At 73.0% G+C, this 21,295-nt stretch carries 16 protein-coding genes; 4 read left to right on the top strand and 12 right to left on the bottom strand.

What is annotated here, in order from left to right:
- Positions 1-90 precede the first annotated feature (90 nt).
- The 7 genes from ACLQ20_RS25510 to ACLQ20_RS25480 all read right to left on the bottom strand — a co-directional run bounded on the left by ACLQ20_RS25510 (position 91) and on the right by ACLQ20_RS25480 (position 8,949).
- Positions 91-1,596, bottom strand: coding sequence for an MFS transporter (locus ACLQ20_RS25510; RefSeq protein WP_151455069.1), 1,506 nt, complete (start codon positions 1,594-1,596; stop codon positions 91-93).
- Positions 1,593-3,407: an IucA/IucC family protein gene (locus tag ACLQ20_RS25505; RefSeq protein WP_151455070.1), complete on the bottom strand. Its 1,815-nt coding sequence runs from the start codon at positions 3,405-3,407 to the stop codon at positions 1,593-1,595. The genes ACLQ20_RS25510 and ACLQ20_RS25505 overlap by 4 nt, the downstream gene beginning before the upstream one ends.
- Positions 3,404-3,979 (bottom strand): GNAT family N-acetyltransferase, encoded by a 576-nt coding sequence (locus ACLQ20_RS25500; protein ID WP_151455071.1) that lies wholly within the window; start codon positions 3,977-3,979, stop codon positions 3,404-3,406. The genes ACLQ20_RS25505 and ACLQ20_RS25500 overlap by 4 nt, the downstream gene beginning before the upstream one ends.
- Positions 3,976-5,274, bottom strand: a complete 1,299-nt coding sequence (locus tag ACLQ20_RS25495; RefSeq protein ID WP_425857896.1) for a lysine N(6)-hydroxylase/L-ornithine N(5)-oxygenase family protein — start codon at positions 5,272-5,274, stop codon at positions 3,976-3,978. The genes ACLQ20_RS25500 and ACLQ20_RS25495 overlap by 4 nt, the downstream gene beginning before the upstream one ends.
- A 28-nt stretch (positions 5,275-5,302) precedes the next feature.
- Positions 5,303-6,859 carry a pyridoxal phosphate-dependent decarboxylase family protein gene (locus ACLQ20_RS25490; RefSeq protein ID WP_151455073.1) on the bottom strand — a complete coding sequence of 519 codons (1,557 nt, stop codon included), beginning with the start codon at positions 6,857-6,859 and terminating at the stop codon, positions 5,303-5,305.
- A gap of 141 nt (positions 6,860-7,000) precedes the next feature.
- On the bottom strand, positions 7,001-8,242 hold the full coding sequence (locus ACLQ20_RS25485) for an MFS transporter (protein ID WP_327028011.1): 1,242 nt from the start codon (positions 8,240-8,242) through the stop codon (positions 7,001-7,003).
- Positions 8,239-8,949 carry a siderophore-interacting protein gene (locus tag ACLQ20_RS25480; protein WP_151455075.1) on the bottom strand — a complete coding sequence of 237 codons (711 nt, stop codon included), beginning with the start codon at positions 8,947-8,949 and terminating at the stop codon, positions 8,239-8,241. Before ACLQ20_RS25480 ends, ACLQ20_RS25485 begins: the two co-directional genes overlap by 4 nt.
- A 98-nt stretch (positions 8,950-9,047) precedes the next feature.
- Between ACLQ20_RS25480 and ACLQ20_RS25475 the strand changes: the two genes are divergently transcribed.
- Together ACLQ20_RS25475 and ACLQ20_RS25470 are read left to right on the top strand one after the other, a co-directional pair.
- The gene (locus tag ACLQ20_RS25475; RefSeq protein WP_425857895.1) at positions 9,048-11,117 is read left to right on the top strand and encodes a penicillin acylase family protein; all 2,070 of its coding nucleotides are present in this window, start codon (positions 9,048-9,050) and stop codon (positions 11,115-11,117) included.
- Positions 11,114-11,674 (top strand): GNAT family N-acetyltransferase, encoded by a 561-nt coding sequence (locus ACLQ20_RS25470; RefSeq protein WP_151455077.1) that lies wholly within the window; start codon positions 11,114-11,116, stop codon positions 11,672-11,674. The genes ACLQ20_RS25475 and ACLQ20_RS25470 overlap by 4 nt, the downstream gene beginning before the upstream one ends.
- A 366-nt stretch (positions 11,675-12,040) precedes the next feature.
- On the opposite strand, the gene ACLQ20_RS25465 is transcribed toward ACLQ20_RS25470, so the two are convergent.
- Together ACLQ20_RS25465 and ACLQ20_RS25460 are read right to left on the bottom strand one after the other, a co-directional pair.
- Complete coding sequence (locus tag ACLQ20_RS25465; protein WP_425857894.1) at positions 12,041-13,498, bottom strand: cellulase family glycosylhydrolase; 1,458 nt, start codon at positions 13,496-13,498, stop codon at positions 12,041-12,043.
- Between the two features lie 288 nt (positions 13,499-13,786).
- Complete coding sequence (locus tag ACLQ20_RS25460) at positions 13,787-15,022, bottom strand: S8 family peptidase (protein ID WP_151457771.1); 1,236 nt, start codon at positions 15,020-15,022, stop codon at positions 13,787-13,789.
- Between the two features lie 269 nt (positions 15,023-15,291).
- On the opposite strand from ACLQ20_RS25460, the gene ACLQ20_RS25455 reads away from it, so the two are divergent.
- Positions 15,292-16,386: a cellulose binding domain-containing protein gene (locus ACLQ20_RS25455; RefSeq protein WP_425857893.1), complete on the top strand. Its 1,095-nt coding sequence runs from the start codon at positions 15,292-15,294 to the stop codon at positions 16,384-16,386.
- Between the two features lie 408 nt (positions 16,387-16,794).
- The gene (locus ACLQ20_RS25450) at positions 16,795-17,661 is read left to right on the top strand and encodes a hypothetical protein (RefSeq protein ID WP_151456125.1); all 867 of its coding nucleotides are present in this window, start codon (positions 16,795-16,797) and stop codon (positions 17,659-17,661) included.
- Between the two features lie 76 nt (positions 17,662-17,737).
- On the opposite strand, the gene ACLQ20_RS25445 is transcribed toward ACLQ20_RS25450, so the two are convergent.
- The 3 genes from ACLQ20_RS25445 to ACLQ20_RS25435 form a co-directional block, all read right to left on the bottom strand.
- A complete protein-coding gene (locus ACLQ20_RS25445) occupies positions 17,738-20,452 on the bottom strand; it encodes a hypothetical protein (protein ID WP_425857892.1) in 2,715 nt (904 codons plus the stop codon).
- A 70-nt stretch (positions 20,453-20,522) separates the two neighbouring features.
- Positions 20,523-20,717: a thiomuracin/GE37468 family thiazolyl RiPP peptide gene (locus ACLQ20_RS25440; protein ID WP_151456127.1), complete on the bottom strand. Its 195-nt coding sequence runs from the start codon at positions 20,715-20,717 to the stop codon at positions 20,523-20,525.
- A 214-nt stretch (positions 20,718-20,931) separates the two neighbouring features.
- The gene (locus ACLQ20_RS25435; protein WP_192581497.1) at positions 20,932-21,144 is read right to left on the bottom strand and encodes a thiomuracin/GE37468 family thiazolyl RiPP peptide; all 213 of its coding nucleotides are present in this window, start codon (positions 21,142-21,144) and stop codon (positions 20,932-20,934) included.
- Positions 21,145-21,295: the final 151 nt, after the last annotated feature.

Below are 21,295 nucleotides of genomic sequence, written 5' to 3'. Positions count from 1 at the left end.
CGGCGTCGGTCACCTGCGCGGCGACGAGCCCTTCCCCGCGGCGCCGTCGGCTGGCGGAGCGGAACGGGTCGGAACGGGGCGGGTCGGCGCTCAGCCGGCCCGCTCGGCGCGGCGCAGCAGCGCGGCGGCCACGCAGCCGCCCGCGAAGACGGCCACGGCGCCGACCGTCTGCCCGGTCTCCAGGGCGGAGCGGAACGCGTCGGAGACCAGCGCGCGCTCCGACTCGCTGCGCGCGGCGGCCAGCGCGGCGGGGAACGAGCCGGCGCCGGCCACGGCGGCGGGCAGCAGCGCGGCGAAGCGGGCGTTGAGGATCGCGCCCAGCACGGCGACGCCGAGGCTGCTGCCGACCTCCGTCATGGTGCCGTCCACGCCCGCGCCCGCCCCGGCCTTCTCCGGCGGGATGGCGCTCATCACGGCCTCGACGATGGCAGGGTTGGCCACGGCGCAGCCGGCGCCCATCACCAGCAGGCCCGGCAGCAGCACCCCGTAGCCGTCCGACGGGGCGTGGGTGATCAGGGCGAGACCGGCGGCGAGCAGCGTCATGCCGAGGGCGATCGAGTACGCCAGCCCGAGCCGGTGGATCACCCGCGTGGCGACGCCGCCCACGTTCAGCAGGACGATGGAGAGCGCGAACGGCATCATCCGCAGCCCCGCCTCCCAGGCCGGGTAGCCGCGGACGAACTGGAGGTGCTGGGTGAGCAGGAACAGCGCGCCGGTGGCGCCGAAGGTGATCAGGACGACGCCGGAGACCGCGCCCACGAAGCGGGGGTTGCGGAAGAAGTGCATGTCCAGCATGGGGTCGGCGACCCGCCGTTCCCAGGCCACGAAGGCGGCGAGCAGGAGCACCCCGGTCACCGCCGCGACGAGCACCGGGGTGGCGGCCCAGCCGTGTTCCGGCCCGGCGATGATCGCGTAGACGACCGCGGTCAGGCCGGCCGTGGAGAGCAGCACCCCGCCCAGGTCGAGGCGGCCGCCGGCCGGCTGGCGCGACTCGGGCACCAGCGCCCACGCCGCCACCAGGCAGACCAGCACGATCGGGACGTTGACCAGGAAGATCGCCCCCCACGGCAGGTGGGCGAGGACGAGCCCACCGAAGGGCGGCCCGGCCGCGAAGCCCAGCGCGCTCGCCGCCGCCCAGAGGCCGATCGCCCGGGACCGCTCGGCGTCGTCGAAGACCTGCATCGCCACCGCGAGGGTGGCGGTGACCAGCAGCGCGCCGCCGATCCCCATGCCGGCGCGGGCCGCGATGAGCTGGCCGCTGGACTGGGCGAGCCCGGCGGCCAGCGACCCGAGCCCGAACAGCACGAGGCCGGCCAGCAGCATCCGGCGGCGACCGTACCGGTCGGCGGCGCTGCCGGCGGTGAGCAGCAGTCCGCACTGGACCAGCGCGTACGCGTTGATCATCCACTGCACGTCGGCGGTGCTGGCGGCCAGCTCGGTCGTGAGCACGGGGATCGCCACGGTCAGCACCGTGTTGTCGAGCACCACGGTGACCTGGGCGAGGCAGAGCACGGCGAGGATCAGCCACCGGCCCCGCACCCGACCGTCCGCGCCGCCGGCCGGCGCCCCGGCGGGGGGCGCGAGCGTCGTCGTCATCGGGCGGCCGGGGCGAAGCGGGCGATGGGGTTGGTCAGGGTGCCGACGAGTTGCAGCGCGGCCGACGGGTCGGCGAGGTCGACCATCTGCTGGTTGTTGCGCAGCTGGAGCCGGTTCAGGCAGGACAGTGCGAACTCCGGGGCGAACAGGTCGTAGCGCCGCAGCCGCTCGGCCAGGTGCGGGACGCTGTCGGCGTAGTCGGCGGCGCACCCGGCGACCGTCCGCCAGAAGGTCTCCTCGTCGAGGACGCCCTCGGTGACGAGGATGGCGCTGAGGTAGCGCAGGAAGCCGTCGAAGACGTCGGTGAAGATGGAGAGCAGCTTCATGTCCTCCGGCACGTCGGCCCTGACCCGTTCGACCAGCGGGGGCAGGTCGGCCTCCGGGTCCATCACCACGATCTCCTCGGCGATGTCCTTGAAGATCGCCCGCTCGACCGTCCCGCCGTCCAGGACGAGGATGACGTTCTCGCCGTGTGGCATGAACGCCAGGTCGTGGGCGTAGAAGCTGTGCAGCAGCGGGGTGAGGTAGGCGTCGAGGTAGCGGCGCAGCCACACCTGCGGCGCCAGCCCCGACCGGGCGATGAGCGCGGCGGCAAACGAGCGGCCCTCGCGGTCGGTGTGCAGCAGGGACGCCATGGTGGCCAGTCGCCGGCCCGGCTCCAGCGCGGGCACCGGGCTCTCCCGCCACAGGGCCGCCAGCATCTTGCGGTACGGGGAGTACCGGTCGGTCGCCGCCTCGTACTCCAGGTGCCGGTACCCGACGGCGGCCCGCTCGCGGATGATCGTCAGCCCGGTGCGCTTGAGGACCTCGTCGCCGTCGATCAGCTCGGCGAGCCAGTCGTTGATGGCCGGGGTGGCTGCCATGTACGCGGCCGACAGCCCCCGCATGAAGCCCATGTTCAGCACGGACAGCGCGGTCTTGACGTAGTGCCGGGACGGGTCGGTGACGTTGAAGAAGGTGCGGATGGACTGCTGGGCGAGGTATTCGTCGGGGCCGGGGCCGAGGCACACGAGCCGGCGCTGCGCCACCTCGGCGGCGAACGTGACGGAGATCCGGTTCCACCACTGCCACGGATGCACCGGGATGAGCAGGTAGTCGGCCGGGTCGAGGCCGAGCCCGGTCAGGGTGTCGGCGAACCCGGCGCGGGTCTCCTCGTCGAGCTCGGCGCGGATCAGGGTGTCGTAGTCGAGGTCGGCGGCGCAGCTGAAGCTCGTCCGGTCGCGGTGCCCGGCCACCCAGAGCAGCCGCAGCGGGCGGCCGGCCTCCGGGGCGTACGCCCGGTATTCGTCGATGCCGAAGCCGATGCGGCCGTTGTTGGCGACGAAGCCCGGGTGGCCCTCGGTCATCTGGGTCTCGATGGCCTGGAAGTCCGCGTCGGCGAGCTCGGCGGCGCTGACCGCCGGCTTGTCGAGCTTGTACGCGGTGCTGGCCAGCGTGGAGCTGATCTCCTCCAGGTAGACGGGGAGGATCTGGTCGCTCAGCCCGAGCGCCCCGCGCAGGTCGAGGCAGAACTCCAGGGCGTCCAGCGGCAGCTCGGCGTCGCCGCGGTGGCGGGTGATGCTGTCGGCGTCGATGCGCCAGTGGTCCAGGGCCAGCAGGCTCGCGGTGAACCGGTAGACGACCTCGCCGTCGTCGCCGCGCACCTGGTACCGCCGCTCCCCCGTCAAGGATGCCGCCTGGTCCGCGTCGAGCGGCTCGGGCGCGAGCAGGCGCTCGTGGGCGAACTCGGCCAGCGCCTTGCGGACCAGCAGCCGGTTGGCGTGCGCCCAGTTGGCGGGCGTCAGGTGGGCCACGGATGCGAGCGGGTTCACGCGGGCACGTCTCCTCGGGTTGCGGCGTGGAACTGGTCACGGGTGCAGACGCTGAGCAGCGCGTCCTTCTCGGGCTTGCGGATCGGGCCCACCACGGTGAAGCCGACGGCCGCGTTGAGCGCGTGCACCGCCGTGTTGCGCACGTCGGGCTCCACGACGACGCGGCGGGTGGCCGGGTCGGCGAAGAGCCACGCCATCACCGTCGTGATCACCGCCCGGGTGAAGCCGTGCACGGGGGCGTCGGCGGGCGCGCAGAGGAAGTGCATGCCGACGTCGCCGTCGGCCGCGTCGTACAGGCCGACGAGCTCGACGTGGGCGGGGTCGTACCGCTCGGCGAGGAAGGCCGGTCGGCCCTCGTGCAGGCCGAGGAACGCGTCGTGGTGCGGGTGCGCGGCGATCCGCCGGTACTCCTCGGCGACCCGGGCCACGTCGGCGTCCTGCATGAGCCAGAACGCCGCCTTCGGGTGGGTCACCCAACGGTGCAGCAGCGGCGCGTCGGCGTCCGGGTCGAGCGTACGCAGGGCGAACTCGCCGAGCCGGCCGTCGGCGCGACGGTGGACGACCTCGGTCACGACGCGGCCCCGGCCGGCACGCCGAACTCCTGGAAGGCGATGCCCTTCTCGATCGGGTAGTGCTCGCGGCCCAGCAGCTCGCGGATGATCCACGAGTTGCGGTACGGGCCCATGCCCAGGTCGGGCGAGGTGACGCTGTGCGTGTGGGTGCCGGCGTTCTGGAGGAAGATGCCCCGGCCGGTGTGGTCGATGCTGTAGTTGCGGGCCACGTCGAAGCGCCCGTGCGCGTCCCAGCGGATCCGGTCGCGCACCGGCTCCAGGAACTCCGGTACCCGGTAGTGGTAGCCGGTCGCCAGCACCAGCCCCTCGGTGTCCAGCGTGAAGTCGCGCTCCTGCTCGACGTTGCGCAGCCCCAGCGTGTACGTCCCGCTCGACTCGTCGTGGGTGGCGGTGGTCAGCGCGGTGTTGGTCAGCAGCCGGGTGCGGACCGGGCCGGGGATGCTCTTGGCGTAGAGCAGGTCGTAGATCTCGTTGATCAGGTCGGCGTTGATGCCCTTGAACAGCCCCTTCTGCTCGGACTCCAGCCGGTAGCGGGTGGACTCCGGCAGGGCGTGGAAGTAGTCCACGTAGTCCGGCGAGGTCATCTCGAGGGTGAGCTTGGTGTATTCGAGGGGGAAGAACCGGGGCGAACGGGTCACCCAGTTGAGCTGGTAGCCGCACGTGTCGATGTCGCCGAGCAGGTCGTGGTAGATCTCGGCCGCGCTCTGCCCGCTGCCGACGACGGTGATGCTCCGCTTGGCGCGCAGCGCCGCCCGGTGCTCCAGGTACTGCGAGTTGTGGATCGCGTCGCCGCCGAGGCCCGCGCAGGCCTCCGGCACGTACGGCGGGGTGCCGGTGCCGAGCACCAGGTGCCGGGCCCGGTAGGTGACCGACCCGCCCGTGGCCGCCACCGTGGCCGTGACGGTGTAGTGCTCGTCGGCCGGGTCGAATTCGACCGCCGTGACCTGCTGCCCGAACCGGACGCCGCCCAGCTTGCCGGCGGCCCAGCGGCAGTAGTCGTCGTACTCGCTGCGCAGCGGGAAGAAGCTCTCCCGGATGTAGAACGGGTACAGCCGCCCGGACTCCTTCAGGTAGCTCAGAAAGGAGTACGGCGACGTCGGGTCGGCGAGCGTGACCAGGTCGGCGATGAACGGCGTCTGGAGCCGGGTCGACTCCAGCAGCATCCCGGGATGCCAGCTGAAGGTGTCCCGCGCCTCCAGGAAGATTCCGTCGAGCTCGTCGATCGGCTCGGTCAGGCAGGCCAGGCCCAGGTTGTACGGGCCCAGCCCGACGGCGATGAAGTCGTGCGTCGACATGCGGTTCTCCAGAGCGGGGGGCGGATCGTCAGCCGACGGGGCAGGACAGCTCGGCGGTGGTCCTGGTCTGGGCGTACCAGCCGGCGTGTTCGGCGAGGAGGTCGAGGACGTGGGCGATGTCGTCCATCGTGGTCTCGGGGTTGAGCAGGGTGAGCTTGAGGTAGTGCGCGCCGTCGACCTTGGTACCGGCGACGAGCCCGGCGCCGGAGGCGGCCAGCGCCTCGCGGGCGTACAGGTTGGCGTCGTCGACGACCTCCCGGCCGGCGGCGGCCGGCAGGTAGCGGAAGACCACGGTGCTCAGCTGCGAGCGGGTCACCACCTCGAAGCGGGGGTCCCCGCTGAGCAGCTGCCACGCGGCGGCGGCCCGGTCGACCACCTCGTCGAAGAGCTCACCGATCGCGTCCGGCCCCATGATCCGCAGGGTCAGCCAGAGCTTGAGGGCGTCGAATCGGCGGGTGGTCTGGATGCTCTTGTCGACCTGGTTGGGGATGCGCTGCTCGACCATCCGCGCCGGGTTGAGGTAGTCGGCGTGCCAGGTGGCGTGCCGCAGCACGCGCCGGTCGCGCACCAGCAGCGCGCTGGAGCTGACCGGCTGGAAGAACGACTTGTGGTAGTCGACGGTGACCGAGTCGGCCCGCTCGATGCCGTCGAGCAGGTGCCGCCGGGTCGGCGACACCAGCAGCCCGCAGCCGTACGCGGCGTCGACGTGCAGCCACACGCCGGCGGCGGCGCAGATGTCGGCGATCTGCGGCAGCGGGTCGATGGTGCCGAAGTCGGTGGTGCCACCGGTGGCCACGACGGCCATCACCACCAGCCCCTCCTCCCGGCACCGGGCGATCTCCCGGGCCAGGTCGGCGGTGCGCATCCGCCGGTCGGCGTCGGTGGGCACGGTGACCACCGCGTCGGCGCCGAGGCCGAGCAGCTTGGCCGCCTTCTGCACGCTGAAGTGACCGGCCGCCGAGGTGAGGATGCGCAGTCGCGACAGCAGCTCCGGGCGGGACTGCCGCTCGGTCGCCCGGCCGACCAGGTTCGCGCAGGTCTCCTCGCGGGCCAGCAGCATCGCCTGGAGGTTGGACTGGGTGCCGCCGCTGGTGAAGATGCCGTCGGCGGCCGGCCCCAGCCCGATCCGGTCGGCCGTCCAGTCGATGAGCCGACGCTCGATCAGGGTGCCGCCGGCGCTCTGGTCCCAGGTGTCCAGCGAGGAGTTGACGGCGCTGAGCACCGCCTCGCCGAGTAGCGCGGGGATCACCACCGGGCAGTTGAGGTGCGCGAGGTAGCGGGGGTGGTGGAAGTAGACGGCGTCGCGCAGGTAGACGTCGTGCAGCTCGTCGAGCGCGGCGCCGCTGTCGCCCAGCGGCCGGTCCAGGTCGATGCCGGCGATCCGCGGCACCAGCTCGTCCGGTGTCACGCCGGTGAACGGCCGGTCCACCTCGGCCATCCGGGTCGCGACCCGGCCGATCCCCTCGGCCAGCACGCGCCGGTAGTCCTCCACCGTGCCGGCGGTGAAGAGGTGGGCGCGGGCGCCGTCGGAGGCGGGGGTCACCCCGGTCGAAGGCACCTGGACGGTGGATCCGGGCAGGCTCATGCGGGTCCTCAACGGTCGGGAATGGACGGTACGGCGGGATGGCGGGACGTCACCATCCGCCCGCAGTCGGTGATCGAGCGAGCTTAGGTTACCCTAACCTAAGGATGTGTCAACATCGTTGCCCACATTGAGCGATATCACTCAGCCGGACACCTTCGACAACTCGCGCTCCCCCGGCGCCACAACGGATCGGGGCGGGAACCGCCGCTGGTGCCCGAGGCCCAGCGCGACGCCCAGCGCCACCAGGACGACGGAGGCGACCGCGACCGCGGGATAGCCGAACACCTCGGCCGCGGCCAGCGCGACGGAGGCCGCCACGAACGAGCAGACCAGCCCGAACGACGACAGCACCGTGAAGTCCGTACCGCCCGTGCCGGGCCGGGAGTAGTCCATGTTGACCGTGTAGAGCACGACGTTGGCGATCGTGTAGGCGGCCATGAAGCAGCAGAGCGCGGCGACCGTCCCGGCGAGCGGGGCCCGGCCGTTCAGCAACGGCAGCAGCATCGCCGTGGACAGCGCGAGCGCCACTCCCCCGGCGACGAGCACGCGGCCCCGCCCGAACCGGCCGATCGCGGCCCCGGAGACCAGACCGGCCACGATGGCCGGCAGGCTGGTCACCACGCCGGTCACCACACCGATGCGCGCCAGGGACCAGTCCGCGTCCACCAGGGCCGGCGTCACCAGGGCGTACGTCGCGCCCGCGCCGATGTAGACCAGCGGCACCACGCCGAAGGTCCACCGGCGGCAGCCGGGCTGGCTCAGCACCGACAGCAGCGCCCGGTACGCCGCACCGGCGCTTTCGACGCGGTCGGTGCGGTCCGGCTCGCGGAACCGCCACACCACCAGCAGGCCGACGGCGGTCAGGGCGGCGAGCAGCAGGATCGCGGGCGCCCACCCGAAGCGGTCGTAGACGACCACGCAGGCGCCGCCGCCGAGCAGGTTGCCGACGTAGCTCGCGGCGACCTGGATGCCGTTGCCGGTGCCCCTCGAGCGCTCGGAGAGCAGCCGGACGGCGACGGCGTCGACGGCGATGTCCTGCGTCGCGGAGAGGAACACGTACGCGACGCAGATCGCGACGACCGGCCCGAGCTGCGCGGCCGGGCGGTCGAACGGCAGCAGCGCCAGCAGGGCCAGCACCAGGCCGCCCTGGAGCACCAGCAGCCAGGACCGGTAGTGACCACGGTGGCGGGAGCCGTACCGGTCGAGGACGGGCGCCCAGAGGAACTTGATCGGCCAGACCAGTCCGACGAACTGCAACAGCGCCAGCGTGTCGAGGGAGGTGCCGCCGTCGCGCAGGATGGCGGTCAGCCCGACGGTGATGAAGCCGATGCCGAGGTACTGCGTGACGTAGAGCGCGGTCAGCGTGCCGAGCCGACCTCTCACCGGGCGCTCCAGTAGGCCAGCGAGGTGAGCTGGTGCTTGCCGACGCCCAGGTTCCGCCGCACGTGCTTGGTGATGCCGCGCGTGCTGGCCGCCTCGCAGGCCACCCAGTAGTGGGCGTCCTCGGCGGCGGGCAGGGCCGCGCAGACCGTCTCGACCAGGTGCTGGCCCTCGTCGCGGCGCGGCACCCAGGTGACCTGGTGCCTGGCGTGGGCGCGCGGCGCCAGCTCCTTCTCACCCTCGTGGGCGTACTCCAGCCAGACCGTCGCCGGGGTGTCGGGGGACGCGGCGAGCAGGCTGTTCACCGCCGGGAGCGAGGCGGCGTCACCCACCAGGTACAGGTGCTGCGGGGCGGGGTCCGGCAGGTTGAAGGCGGTGCCCTGCACGGTGGCCTCGATGGTGTCGCCGACCTGGGCGGCGGCGGCCCACCGGGCGGCGCATCCGTCGTGGATGGCGAACTCCAGGTCGAAGCGGCCGGTCTCCGGGTCGGGATCGACGAGGGTGTACGCGCGCTGGTGCGGCTTGCCGTCGTTGTCGAACCACAGCCGCACCCACATGGTGGGGTGCACGCCGCACGCCTCCAGCAGCCCGCCGCCGTCCATGCGCAGTCGACGGTAGCGCTCGCCGACGGCCTCGGTGCCGAGCACGGTCAGCCGGAATTCGCGGCCGCCCATCGCCTTGAGCACCAGGGCTTCCCAGTTTCGCTTCACGCACCCCTCCAGGTAAGGTCTGCCTCAGTTAGGGGAGGGTAGCCTAAGTTGACATTCCTGTGGCAGGCGGGACGACCGCCCATCCGCCCGGCGCGACGATGACCGGCGTCCATCGCGACCGGTGGGGTGTGCCGCACCTGAGCGCCGACAGCGTCGACGGCCTCGCCCGGTTGCAGGGCCGGGTCGCCGCCGTCGACCGGGCCTGGCAGATCGAAGTGGAACGGTGTCGCTCCGAGGGCCGGCTCGCCGAGCGGGTCGGCCCCGCCGAGCTGGGCTGGGACCGCTTCGCCCGCCGGGCCCGCCTCGACGACACCGCCCGGCGCTGCTACGAGCGGCTCGCCCCCGCCACCCGGCAGTGGGTCGGCGCCTACGTCGACGGGGTCAACGAGGGACTCGCCGAGGGCGCCGCCGCGGCACCCGAGTTCGCGGCGGTCGGTTGCGCCCCGGGCCGGTGGCGGCCGTGGTCGCCGCTGGGGGTCTTCCTCGTCCAGCACGTGCTCTTCTCCACCTTCCCCAACAAGCTGTGGCACGCCCACGTCGCCGCCACCCTCGGCCCGTCCGCGACGGACCTGTTCGCCGTCGAGGGCCCCGACGGGTCGGGCAGCAACGCCTGGGCCGTGCCCGGCGACCCCGGCACCGGACGGGCGCCCGTCATCGCCGGCGACCCGCACCGCATCCTCGAACTGCCCGGCATCTACCACCAGGTGCGCCTGGCCTGCCCCGAGTTCGACGTGTTCGGCTTCGCGTTCCCCGGCGTGCCCGGCCTCCCCCACTTCGGACACGCCGGCGAGGTCGCCTGGGCCGTCACCAACGCGATGGCCGACTACCAGGACCTCTACCGCGAACAGCTGCGCCGCGACGGCGACCGGGTGCTGGTCCGCGAGGCGGACGGCTGGGTGCCGGCGCACCGGCACGTCGAGCGGATCGAGGTCCGCGGCGGCGAAGCGGAGTCCGTCGAGGTGATCGAGACGCCGCGCGGGCCGGTCGTCGACCACGACCGGAACACCGGCGAGGCGATCAGCCTGCGTACCCCCAGCCGGGTCGAGCAGCGCCTGGGCTTCGACGCGCTGCTGCCGCTGCTGCGCGCCCGCAGCGCCGACGATGTCGCCGACGCGCTGCGCGACTGGGTCGAGCCGGTCAACAGCGTCCTGGTCGCCGACCGGCGCGGAACGGTTCACCAGTTGGTCGCCGGCCTCGTCCCGCTCCGCGACGACCGGTGCCGCCGGGAGCCGGTGCCCGGCGACGATCCCCGGTACCGGTGGCAGGGCGGCTACGCCGAGCCGCGACGCACCGCCGTCGACGGGTTCGCGGTCTGCGCCAACGACCGCCGCCCCGACGTGGCGGACCTCGGCACCGGCTTCGCCCCGCCGCACCGGGCCCGCCGCATCCGCGCCCTGCTCGCCGACGGCGCCCGGGCGGAGGCCGTACACATGGACACCCGGCTGGCGGCCGGGGCGCTGCGCGGCCTGCTCGACCGGGTCGACCCCGGCGGGCTCAGCGGGCCGGCCCGGCGGCTGCGGGACCGGCTGGCCACGTGGGACGGGGACATGCGGGCCGACAGCGCCGACGCCGGCGCCTGGGCCGCCTGGCGCGCGGCCCTGGCCCGCAGGTTGTACGACCACCCGTGCCTGCGTCCGCTGCGCGACGCCCCGAGCGCGTTCGACGGCCTGTTCGCGCCGTGGACCGACCCGCTGTCCCGCATCGGCCACGCCCTGGAGGGGGTGGCCACCGGGCTGCACCGCCTCGGCGGCGAGATCGGTCCCGTGGCGGCCGGGGCGCTCGAGGACGTCGCGGCGGGCGACCCGCCGGGGCCGTGGGGCCGGCGGCACGTGCTGCACCCCGTCCACCTCGGCGTGGCGGCGGCCACCGACGAGGCGGTACGGGGCATGCGGGAGCGGGTCGAGCTGGCCGGCGACGCCGACTGCGTGCTGGCCACGTCGAGCGTGCCCGGCGTGTCCGACGCGTGCTGGCGGGGCCCGGTGGCCCGCTACGTGTGGGACCTGACCGACCCCGCCGAGAGCCGCTGGATCGTCCCCTTCGGCGCGTCCGGGCGCCCCGGCGACCCGCACTTCGACGACCAACTGCCACTGTGGGCCGGCGGCGAGCTGGTTCCGGTGGTCACCGACTGGCGAGAACTCACCCCAGAACCAGGAGACGCGACACCGTGACATATCAGGAGAACATCCCCGGCTTCGGCGAGCTGTCGCTCGTCGCGCTGGACCCGAAGGCCCACGCGGAGCTGGTGCACGGCTGGGTGACCGAGCCCCGGGCGGCGTTCTGGGGCATGGGTTCGCACTCGGTCGACGAGGTGCGGGAGATCTACGAGTTCGTCGACGGCCTCGACACCCACCACGCGTACCTGGTCATGCTCGACGACGCGCCGATCGGCCTGTTCCAGACCTACCAGCCGGAGGCGGACCCGGTCGGCGAGCGCTACACCGTGCGGCCCGGCGACGTCGGCATGCACCTGCTGCTCGCTCCCGGGAGGCGCCCGCCGAAGGGCCTCACCACCGCCATCGGCCCCGCCCTCGCCCGCTACCTGTTCGCCGACCCCACCCGGCTCCGGATCGTCGTCGAGCCCGACGTCCGCAACGAGCGCGCGCTCGACCGGCTGCGGCGGGAGGGCTTCACCTTCGCCGACGAGATCGACATGCCCGACAAGCGGGCCCAGCTGGCGTTCCTCACCCGGGAGCGGTTCGAGGCGGACCACGCCGTGCCGGCCTGAGGGCGCGGTGCGACCGGCCGGCTGCGGTCGGTCACGCGAGCGCCGGCCCGGTGACGGGCGGTTCCGCGCTCCGCGCTGCGGTGTGGCCGCCGAGCCGGTCCGCGGTGGAAGGGTCGCGCGACGCTGTCGAGCTGAGTCGTCTGTGACATCAGGCGGTTTCCGGGCGGCGGGCGGCGGGCGGCGGGCGGCGGGCGGCGGGCGGCGGGCGGCGGGCGGCGGGCGGCGGGCGGCGGGCGGCGGTGAATCGTCCACGACATCAGCCCGACAGGGCCCCGCGGCGGGTCCTCCGCCGGCCGGCGCCCCGTTCGTTCAAGGGAGCACGGCGAGGCCCCGCCGGGTGTGGCGGGGCCTCACGTGGGAACGGGATCAGGCGGTGGGGAAGTTGTCCGGCGTACGGATGCGGTCCCGGATCAGGGCGCCCGACTCGGTGAGCACGCCCGGGCCGGTGTAGGTGCCCCCGGCACAGGTGCCCGGCCGCAGCGCGGCGCTGCCCTCGGCCTTGTCCGAGTAGGTCCAGTTCGCGTAGCTGATCTTCAGGCGGTCCAACAGGTCGAGCCAGGCGTTGCTGCTGGCGGCGTCGACCCCACCGTCACCGGTGTAGTCCACCGTGCCGAACTCGGTGACGAACAGCGGCAACCGGGCGGCGGCCCGCTCCACCTCGGCCCGGTAGTTGTCCCGGTGGGACGCGGCGTAGAAGTGGAACGTGTACATCACGTTGGTCGCGTTCACCGGGTTGTTGATGACCTCGTTGGCGTTGGAGCCGTCGGAGACGCCCAGCGAGGACCAGCCGCGGGTGCCGACCACGACCACCGCGTCCGGGTCGTTGGCGCGGATCACCGGAATGACCTGCTCGGCGTAGCTCTTGATGGTCGCCCAGCTGACGCCGTTGGGCTCGTTGGCGATCTCGTAGATGACGTTCTTCTTGGCGGCGTTGCGGGCGGAGACGGCGGCGAAGAAGGTCTTGGCCCGGGCGAGGTTGTGCATCGGGTCGCCCGGCGTCAGGGTGTGGAAGTCGATCAGCGCGTACATGCCGCGCTGCTCGGCCTCGTCGACCAGGGTGTTGACCCGGTTGGTGAAGCCGGCCGGGTCGGTCTCGTAGCCGTCCTCCTGGACGTACATGGCGATCCGCAGCAGGTCGGCCCGCCAGTCGTCGGCGAGCGCGTCGAGCGAGGCGTCGTTGAGGCAGTTGGCGAACCACTGGATGCCGTGGGTGCTCATGCCGCGCAACTGGATCGGCTTGCCGTACTGGTTGCACAGGTTGGCCCCGCACACCCGCAGCTGGCCGTTGATCGCGACCGGCGTCTGACCGCCCGGCGGCGGGGTCGTCGGCGGCGGGGTCGTGGGCGGCGGCGTGGTGGGCGGCGGCGTGGTGGGGGCCGGCGGGGTGGTCGGCGTGGTCGCGCCCGTGCAGGCGGTGCCGTTGAGGGTGAACGCCGTCGGCGCGGGGTTGGCGGCGCTCCACGTGCCGTTGAACCCGATGCTGGTCGACGCACCGGTCGCCAGCGCGCCGTTCCAGCTCACGTTGCGCGCGGTGACGGCGGCGCCGGCCTGGCTCCAGGTCGCCGACCAGCCCTGGCCGACCCGTTGGCCGGCGTCGGGGAAGGCGAAGCCGAGCGTCCAGCCGTCGACCGCGTCGCCCAGGTTCTTGATCGTGATGTTGGCGGTGAAGCCGCCGGACCAGCTGCTGGTGGTGTAGGTGACGGCGCAGCCGGTGGCGGCCTGGGCGCTGGCGACCGGGACCGCGGCCGACGCCGCGACGGTCAGCGCGCCGACCGCGCCGGCCATGACCAGGGTGCGCCGGGACGGGCGCGGTAGGAGCTTCATACGGGTGCCTTCGCTTCCGATCGGTGGTGGGGGTGCCGGCAGCGCAGGGCGGCGGGACGCCACGTCCGCCCGACGGGTACGGCAGTTCGTACGCCGACGGCCCGCAGGCGGGTCGTCGGGCCAGGAGCCTCGCGACAGATCCCCGCCCACGGGCCCGGGAGCGCTCCCACTGACGGCAGCTTAGGCGCGCCCCGGGCTCCCCGCAACATGGACACCCGTCGACGTCTTCCGCACGCGCGCCGGCCCCGGGGCGCGGACGCCCCGGGGCCGGTGTGCCGACGGTGTCGGTCAGAAGGTGGGAGCCAGGTAGAGCAGGCGGTTCGGCGAACCGGTGCCCGGGTTGGTGATCACGTTCGGGGTGGCCTGGCTGACGATGTACGAGTGGACCTGGGCGGGCGTCCAGCTCGGGTTGACGCTGAGCACCCGGGCAGCCGCGCCGGCGACGTGCGGCGAGGCCATCGAGGTGCCGCTGATGGACGAGGTGGCGGTGTCGCTGGTGGACCAGGCCGACAGCACGCCCACGCCGGGGGCGAACAGGTCGGTGCAGGTGCCGTAGTTGGAGAACGACGCGCGGGCGTCGTTGCTCTGCGAGGCGTTGACGGTCAGCGCCGTCGGCACGGAGGCCGGCGAGAAGTTGCAGGCGTTGGCGTTCGAGTTGCCGGAGGCCACGGCGTAGGTGATGCCGTCGGCGATCGAGTTCGCCACGGCGGTGTTCAGGGCGGCGTTGGTCGAACCGCCGAGGCTCATGTTCGCCACCGCCGGCTGGCCCGCCTGGTGGTTCGAGGTCACCCAGTTGATGCCGGCGATGACCTGCGCCCAGGTGCCGCTGCCCTGGCAGTTCAGCACGCGGACGGCCACCAGCCGGACGTCCTTCGCCACGCCGTAGGTGTTGCCGCCGACGGTGCCCGCGACGTGGGTGCCGTGGCCGTTGCAGTCGGCGGCCGGCAGCGCGTTGTCGATCGCGTCGTAGCCGTCGACGGCCTGACCGGCGAAGTCGACGTGGGTGGTCCGGATGCCGGTGTCGATGATGTACGCCGTCACGCCGGTGCCGCTGCTGTTCCAGGTGTAGGTACGGCTCAGCGGGAGGTTCCGCTGGTCGATGCGGTCCAGGCCCCACGGCGGGTTGTTCTGGGTGGCCGTCGTCGTCACGGTGTGGTTCTGCTCGACGTAGGCGACGTCGGGGTGCGCGGCGAGGCGCTTGGCGGCCCGCTCGGAGAGCTTCACCTCGAAGCCGTTGAGCGCGTCACCGTAGACGTGCCCGACGCTGCCGCCGAAGCGGGCGGCGAGGGAGCCCGCCGTGCTCTTCACCTCGCCCTGCCGGGTGCCGGCGCGACCGCCGACGCTGGTGTCCTTGAGTACCACGATGTAGCTGTCGGCCACGGCGGTCGCGCCACCGGCGCTGAGGATCTCGCCGGTGGCCGAGGCCGCCGCCGGTGCGCCGATCATGGTGGTGACCATGGCGGCGCTGGCGAACACGCTGGCCGCAGCGGCGAGGGTCCGCCGATGAGTGCGAGGGAGTGACATCTCCCGGTCCTCCTACTGTGGTGGCCCCCGGGTGGCTCGTGGCACACCCGACAGGCGGTCTGGACGATGAGCAAACCTTAGCCGCCACATTCATGATCGTGAATTTTGTTGATGTTCACGATATGAGGAAGATGTTGAAAAGCATTGGCCGTGAATGCCTTGCGTGAAACGGGATTCCATTGAGATGCGTCGACTTTGCTGGTTGACTGTCGGGGGAGCACCGGGCCGTCACACATCGCACCTCGACCTGTGACAGGAGTTCCTCCACCATGCTCCGAAGGCCCCTGCTCCACGCCCTGCTCGCCGCGCTGGCGGCGATCCCCCTCACCCTCGCCGCCGGGCTCACCGCCCCCTCCCCCGCGCTGCCGGCGGTCGCCGCGCCCGTACGGGTGATGCCGCTGGGCGACTCGATCACCGGGTCCCCCGGCTGCTGGCGCTCCGTGCTCTGGAACCGCCTCCAGGCCACCGGCCACACCGACGTCGACTTCGTCGGGACGCTCGGCCCGCAGGGCTGCGGCCAGCCCCACGACGGCGACAACGAGGGGCACGGCGGCTACCTGGTGACCAACGTGGCCAACCAGAACCTGCTGCCGGGCTGGCTCGCCGCCACCCGGCCCGACATCGTCCTGATGCACTTCGGCACCAACGACGTGTGGAGCAACATCCCGCCGGCCACGATCCTCGCCGCGTACGGCAGGCTGGTGGACCAGATGCGGGCCAGCAACCCGGCGATGCGGGTCCTCGTCGCGAAGATCATCCCCATGGCGCCGCCCACGTGCCCGGAGTGCGGCCAGCGGGTGACGGCCCTCAACGGCGCGATCGACGGCTGGGCGGCGGCGACCGGCACCCCCGCCTCGCCGGTGGTGGTGGTCGACCAGTGGACCGGGTTCAGCACGGCCACCGACACCTACGACGGCGTACACCCGAACGCGGCCGGCGACCAGAAGATGGCCGACCGCTGGTACCCGGCCCTGGCCGCGGCGCTGGGCGGCGTCACTCCGACACCCACCGCCAGCCCGACGCCCACCGCCAGCCCGACGCCGACGCCCACCGGCCCGGCTGACGGCTGCGCCGCGAGCTATCGGGTGGCGGGCCAGTGGCAGGGCGGCTTCCAGGGCGAGGTGACGGTACGTAACTCCGGCGCCGCGCCGATCTCCGGATGGACCGTCCGCTTCGCGTTCACCGACGGTCAGCGGATCAGCCAGTCCTGGAACACCCGGCTGACGCAGGACGGGGCCGAGGTCACCGCCCGCCACGTGGACTGGAACGGCGCCCTCGCCCCCGGCGCGCAGGCCACCTTCGGCTTCCTCGGCAGCACCACCGGGGGCGCCGCCACGACGACGGTGACCTGCGCGCCCGCCTGACATCCGCCCCTCACCAGCACGGCACCGGCGCGGTCGGCCCGGACGCCCAGAGCAGGCGTCCGGGCCGGCGGTCGCGGTCTTCCTAGCGGAATGTCAGCTACATCTCGGTTCACGAATGAGTGATGTTGGTCACACCACCGGCTTGGACCCGCCCATCGGTCCGCACCCGGGGCCGCACAACGGAATTCCCTTCCGGCGGCCCGGATCCACACGGTCCGCGACCCCCGGATCTGTGGGCATCTCGCCACGTACTGGCCCGTAACTCGTACGTAGAGTCACGCGTGACGCCGTCGGTACCGAACTGTGCCTCTATCGAATTCAGCCGCCCATCGTCACGGTTTGCGGCGCTCACTACCCTGATCCCTGATCCCGTGCCTGGGCACACGTCGACAGCGATAAGGGCTTCACATGAGCGACAGTTACCCTCCGTACGGAGGGCAGCAGCCGGACCCGAACGTCACCCCCTGGAGCGGGCCGCCGGCCCCGCAGCAGGGCGGGTACCCGGGTTACGGGCAGCCAGCGCAGGCGCCGCAGTTCGGCGCTCCCTTCCCGCCGCCGAAGAAGTCGAACAAGGGCCTGGTCATCGGACTGGTCGCCGGCGCGGTGGTCCTCGTGCTCGCCATCTGCGGCGCCGGCATCGGCCTCGTCCTGGTCAACGGTGACGACGACGAGCCCACCATCGTCGCGACCGGCGGTCCCAGCCCCGACGCCGGCACCAGCAGCACGCCGGGCACGGACGCCTCCCCCACCCCGGGGCAGCAGGAGACGCAGGAGCCGAACAACAACGCGGTCACCGCCCGCTACTCCAGCGACCTGTCCAACGTCTGCGACGGCGGCCAGATCCTGAACGCGGCCACCTACAACGGCCCGTCCGGCGCCAAGGCGTACACGTTCTCGAACAACCCCGACCGGCCGAACTTCTGGTCGTCGAAGTCGGTCGCCTCGAACAAGCCGTACTACGCCAAGAGCGCCGACTTCCAGACGGTGTCCGTGGTCGGCTGCCTCAAGTTCGTCGAGGGCAGCGAGGGCGCGCCGAAGAAGTGCCAGTACAAGGACAGCGCCGGCAAGCAGGTCACCATCGACTACATCTCGTCGCGCTACACCCTGACCTTCTACGCCGCGAAGACCGGCGAGAAGATCGGCGACGGCGGCACCGTCAGCGCCCCGGCGGCGCGCTGCCCGAGCTTCATCTCGTACAACAAGACCACCATGAAGTCGCACGCGGCGCCGGACTCCGGCAGCATCGAGGCCGCCCTGGACAAGTTCCTGTCCTGAGCGGCACGGTCGACGGTGGGGAGGGACGGATCACCGTCCCTCCCCACCGTCGTCTCCGCGCCGGGACGAGCCCTCGTCAGTCCGCGCCGGCGACGTCGAGGACCAGCTCGCTGACGTGATGCTCCGGGCCGGTGCCCGGCGCCAGCGGGTCGGGCAGCGCCTCGTCGAAGGAGATCCCGGTGGTACCGGGCCGACGGACCGCGGCGACGAGACCCTGGACCAGGAACCAGCTGTCGAAGTCGAGATAGATCGGCTTGTGCCACTTGTTTCCCGCCCAGTAGGCCCCGGCCGGTCCGACCGGCGGGAGGGGCTCGACGCCGGAGTCGTCGCGGGAGACCCGGAAGAAGACCCGCCGGGGCAGCTGCTCCGCCCGCCGCCACTCCGCCAGCCGCAGCAGGAAGCGGCCGTCGCTCTCGTGGGGCTGCGGCACGGGTACGCGGGCGGCGGCCAGATGGATCCGGGAGCGGCGGAGGGTGAGCCGGCCCGCGACGAGCCGGGGCCAGTCCCGCCGCCCGTCCCCGGTGTCCACGGTCCGCACCCCGGCGACCGGCGGCACGGGCAGGTGCGACGGAAGCTCGCCGGAGAGCGTCGTCAGCAGTTGGGCGAACATCGGCAGGTAGGCCGAGGCCCCCATGCCGGTGTGCACGACGCGCACGAAGCGCCGGTGCGCCACCGACCAGAGCGCGAGCAGCCCGGTCTCCTCCTCGTGCCGCACGACCAGGTCACCGACCGCCAGCCGTCGGGGCGCGCCCGGCCCGGGCGGCAGGTACGGGACGTCGACGATCTCGTACGGCAGCCGGGGACGGTGGTCGTTGATCGACATCCCGAACCGGTTGCGCAGGCCGGCGTAGATCGGGCCGCTGCCCTCGTCGGCGATCAGCCCCGCCCCGGGCACACCGGCGAGGTGATCGATGCGGGCCCGCAGCGAACCGAAGCCCGTCCGGACCGAGTTGACCACCGCCCTGGGTCCGCCGGCGTCCTCGCCTGTGGGCTGGAGCAGCACGCCGATCGAGCGCAGTGGCGGAACCCAGGCGGGGTAGGCCGCAGCGGCCTCCCGCAGCACCCGCGGCTCGACGTCCACCTGCGTCCGGGCCACGCCCGGCTCACCGGACGCCAGCGGGAAGGGGGCGAGGGCACCGGCGGCGGAGCGCAGCACGCCACCCAGGCGTCGCACCGACGCGAACGGGCTCTCCCCCCGCCAGGAGGGCATCGTCGGGGCGAGCCAGCGACGCAGCTCCCCGCCGGCCTCACCGTCGGCGCCGAGGGCCGCCTGGAATTCGCGGTAGACCTCGAGCACCGGCACGGCTCCCCGGGCGGCGACGCGGTCACCGAGGATCTCGGTGAGCGCCAGCCTGACCGGGAGCAGGGGCGACCAGGGGGCGAGCCACCGCCGCAGCGCGTCGAGGTCGTCGAGGACGGGTTGCCAGGCGGCGACGGAACAGGTCCCCAGCGGCTCCGCCGAGACGACCGTGTCGCGCACGTGGAGGCCGGCGACACTGGTGAACACCGCCCGGCGCCGGTCGTCCGCGCCAACGTGCGCCGTGAGCCCGTGCACCCGGGCGACCAGCCCAGCGCGGTGGTCACCGTAGGCCACCGGGTCGTCGGCGGACGGCCGTACCGACAAGGCCTCGGTGAGGGCGGTCAGGTCGGCGGCCAGGGCGGCGCCGGCATGCTCGTCCGTGGCGCCGGCATGCTCGCCGGCGGCGCGGCCGGCGAGGCGGTCGGCGAGCCAGTCGGCCGGCGCGGCGGGCACGTCCTCGATGCGCGCGACCGGCAGGGCCCGCACGACGAGGCCGTTGCGGAACAGGTGGTCGAGGAAGGTGTCGACCTGCTCGTGCAGGCGGGCGTCGCCACCGGCGAGGCGGTTCCGCAGCTCCCTGCGGGGCAGCCCGTGCGGTTCGGGGCCGAGCAACGATAACAGTCTCCGCACCGACGGGCGGGCGGGCACGGCGCAGAGTGCCTCCGAGCCTGCGGAGGGAAGGTAGAGGACGTGCTCGTCGGCGACGTGGGCGGTCGGGTTGAGCGTCAGTGGCGCCTCGTCCCGCACGGCGGGGTGCCCGACGACGAGGTGGGCGATCTCCTCGCGCAGGTGGGCGTAGGACAACTCGAACGCGCCGCGACCGGCTCCCGGCCGGACGGCCAGTGCGGGACCGTACGGGACCCACTCGACCGGCCCGCTGGTCAGGAAGGCACTGAGCGGGCTGGTCTTCGCCGACGCGCGGGCCAGGTAGCGGGCGACGCTCAGCGTGGTCCTGGCCCGGGGGATCCGGTGCGGCTGACCGATCCACTTCTCCAGCTCGGCGGCGAGGGTCGGGCTCGTGCCCCCGAGCGCGACCCGGAAGCTCGGGTCGGTGGCGGCCTTCACCAGGGCGGCCCGCCGCTGCTCGTGCTCGGCGGCGAGGAGCCCGTCGACGGCCTCCTCGGCGGCCCCGACCGCCACGAGGTCGACCGACCAGCGCGAGACCGCCTCCGCGAGTGCCGCCGGCAGGTGGCCGGCGACCTCGGGCGCCCACTCCCGGCCGGCCGGGCGCCGGCCAGCGTGCAGGGCGCGGCGCAGGCCGACGATCCGCGGTCGCAGGGGGGACCCGGCCGGAAGCTGACCGACCATCGCGTGCAGCGCGTCGGCGAGGTCCCGGCCCCGCCGGACGATGTCGGCCCGCAGTCGTACGGCCTCGTCGACCCCCCGCGCCGTGCGGGGGAACCGCAACGCGTCGAGGACGGCGACCGGCAGCGCGGCGCGGCGCAGGACCGCGGGCGTCCGCGCCGGCACCGACGCCGCGCGCCGGCTCACCGCGACTCCCGCCGAACGGTGCCGGGAATGGCTCCGGGCCGGCGAGGGGCCGCCGCGATACGTGCCGTCATCAGTAGTGGAAGTAGCACGCGGAACCGCAACTGCATCCCGAGACGACCGGGGAAAGGTGCCCGGAGGCGCCGTGCTCGGGCATACCGTGCCCGGCGGTCAGGGATTCCACCTCCAGCCCCTCGATCGACAGTTCGAAGACGTCGACCGGCAGGTCGCTGATCGCGAAATTCGGGCCGCTCATCTCTTTCTTCATCTTGCCTCCACCTATTTTTTTCCGGCCACGACGGGCCCCGGCCCGGCGAGGGTGACACGAACCCTCCGGGGCGTCCAGCAACGGTGTTGAACACCCCCGGCGGGCACCGGCGGAACGGGTCCGGCCGAGCGAAACTCCCGCCCGACCGGACCCGCCTCAGCGCGTCACCGGCGGTCTGTCGGTGTACCGCCGGCGACGCGTCGACGCGATGCCGTCACCAGACCTCGTGACACGAGCCCGAGCTGCACGCGCACTGTCCGCAGCTGCACGCCAGCACCATGGAGTTGCACGCGTTCGATCCGCCGTGCTCCACCATGCCGTGACCGGCGGTCAGCGACTCGACCTCCAGCCCGGCGGTCGACAGTTCGAAGACGTCCACCGGCAGGTCGCTGATCGCGAACTCCGGCGAGTGCTCGTTCATCGCCATTTCATTCTCCTTTCCCACTTCCGGGAATCCGTAGCGGATTCCGGTGCGCACATCCTGGCAGCCGATCTCACGGTCGTCCATGCGCGCGTTGAACGCCGAAAGGAAACCGCCGGGTACGCCGAAGAAAGGGCCCCCGATATCGAATGGGAGC

The organism is Micromonospora sp. DT46, assembly GCF_049841735.1.
Classification (GTDB): Bacteria; Actinomycetota; Actinomycetes; order Mycobacteriales; family Micromonosporaceae; genus Micromonospora; species Micromonospora reichwaldensis.
Note: the sequence above shows the minus strand (reverse complement) of the source record. Positions and strands in the feature narration are given on the sequence as shown.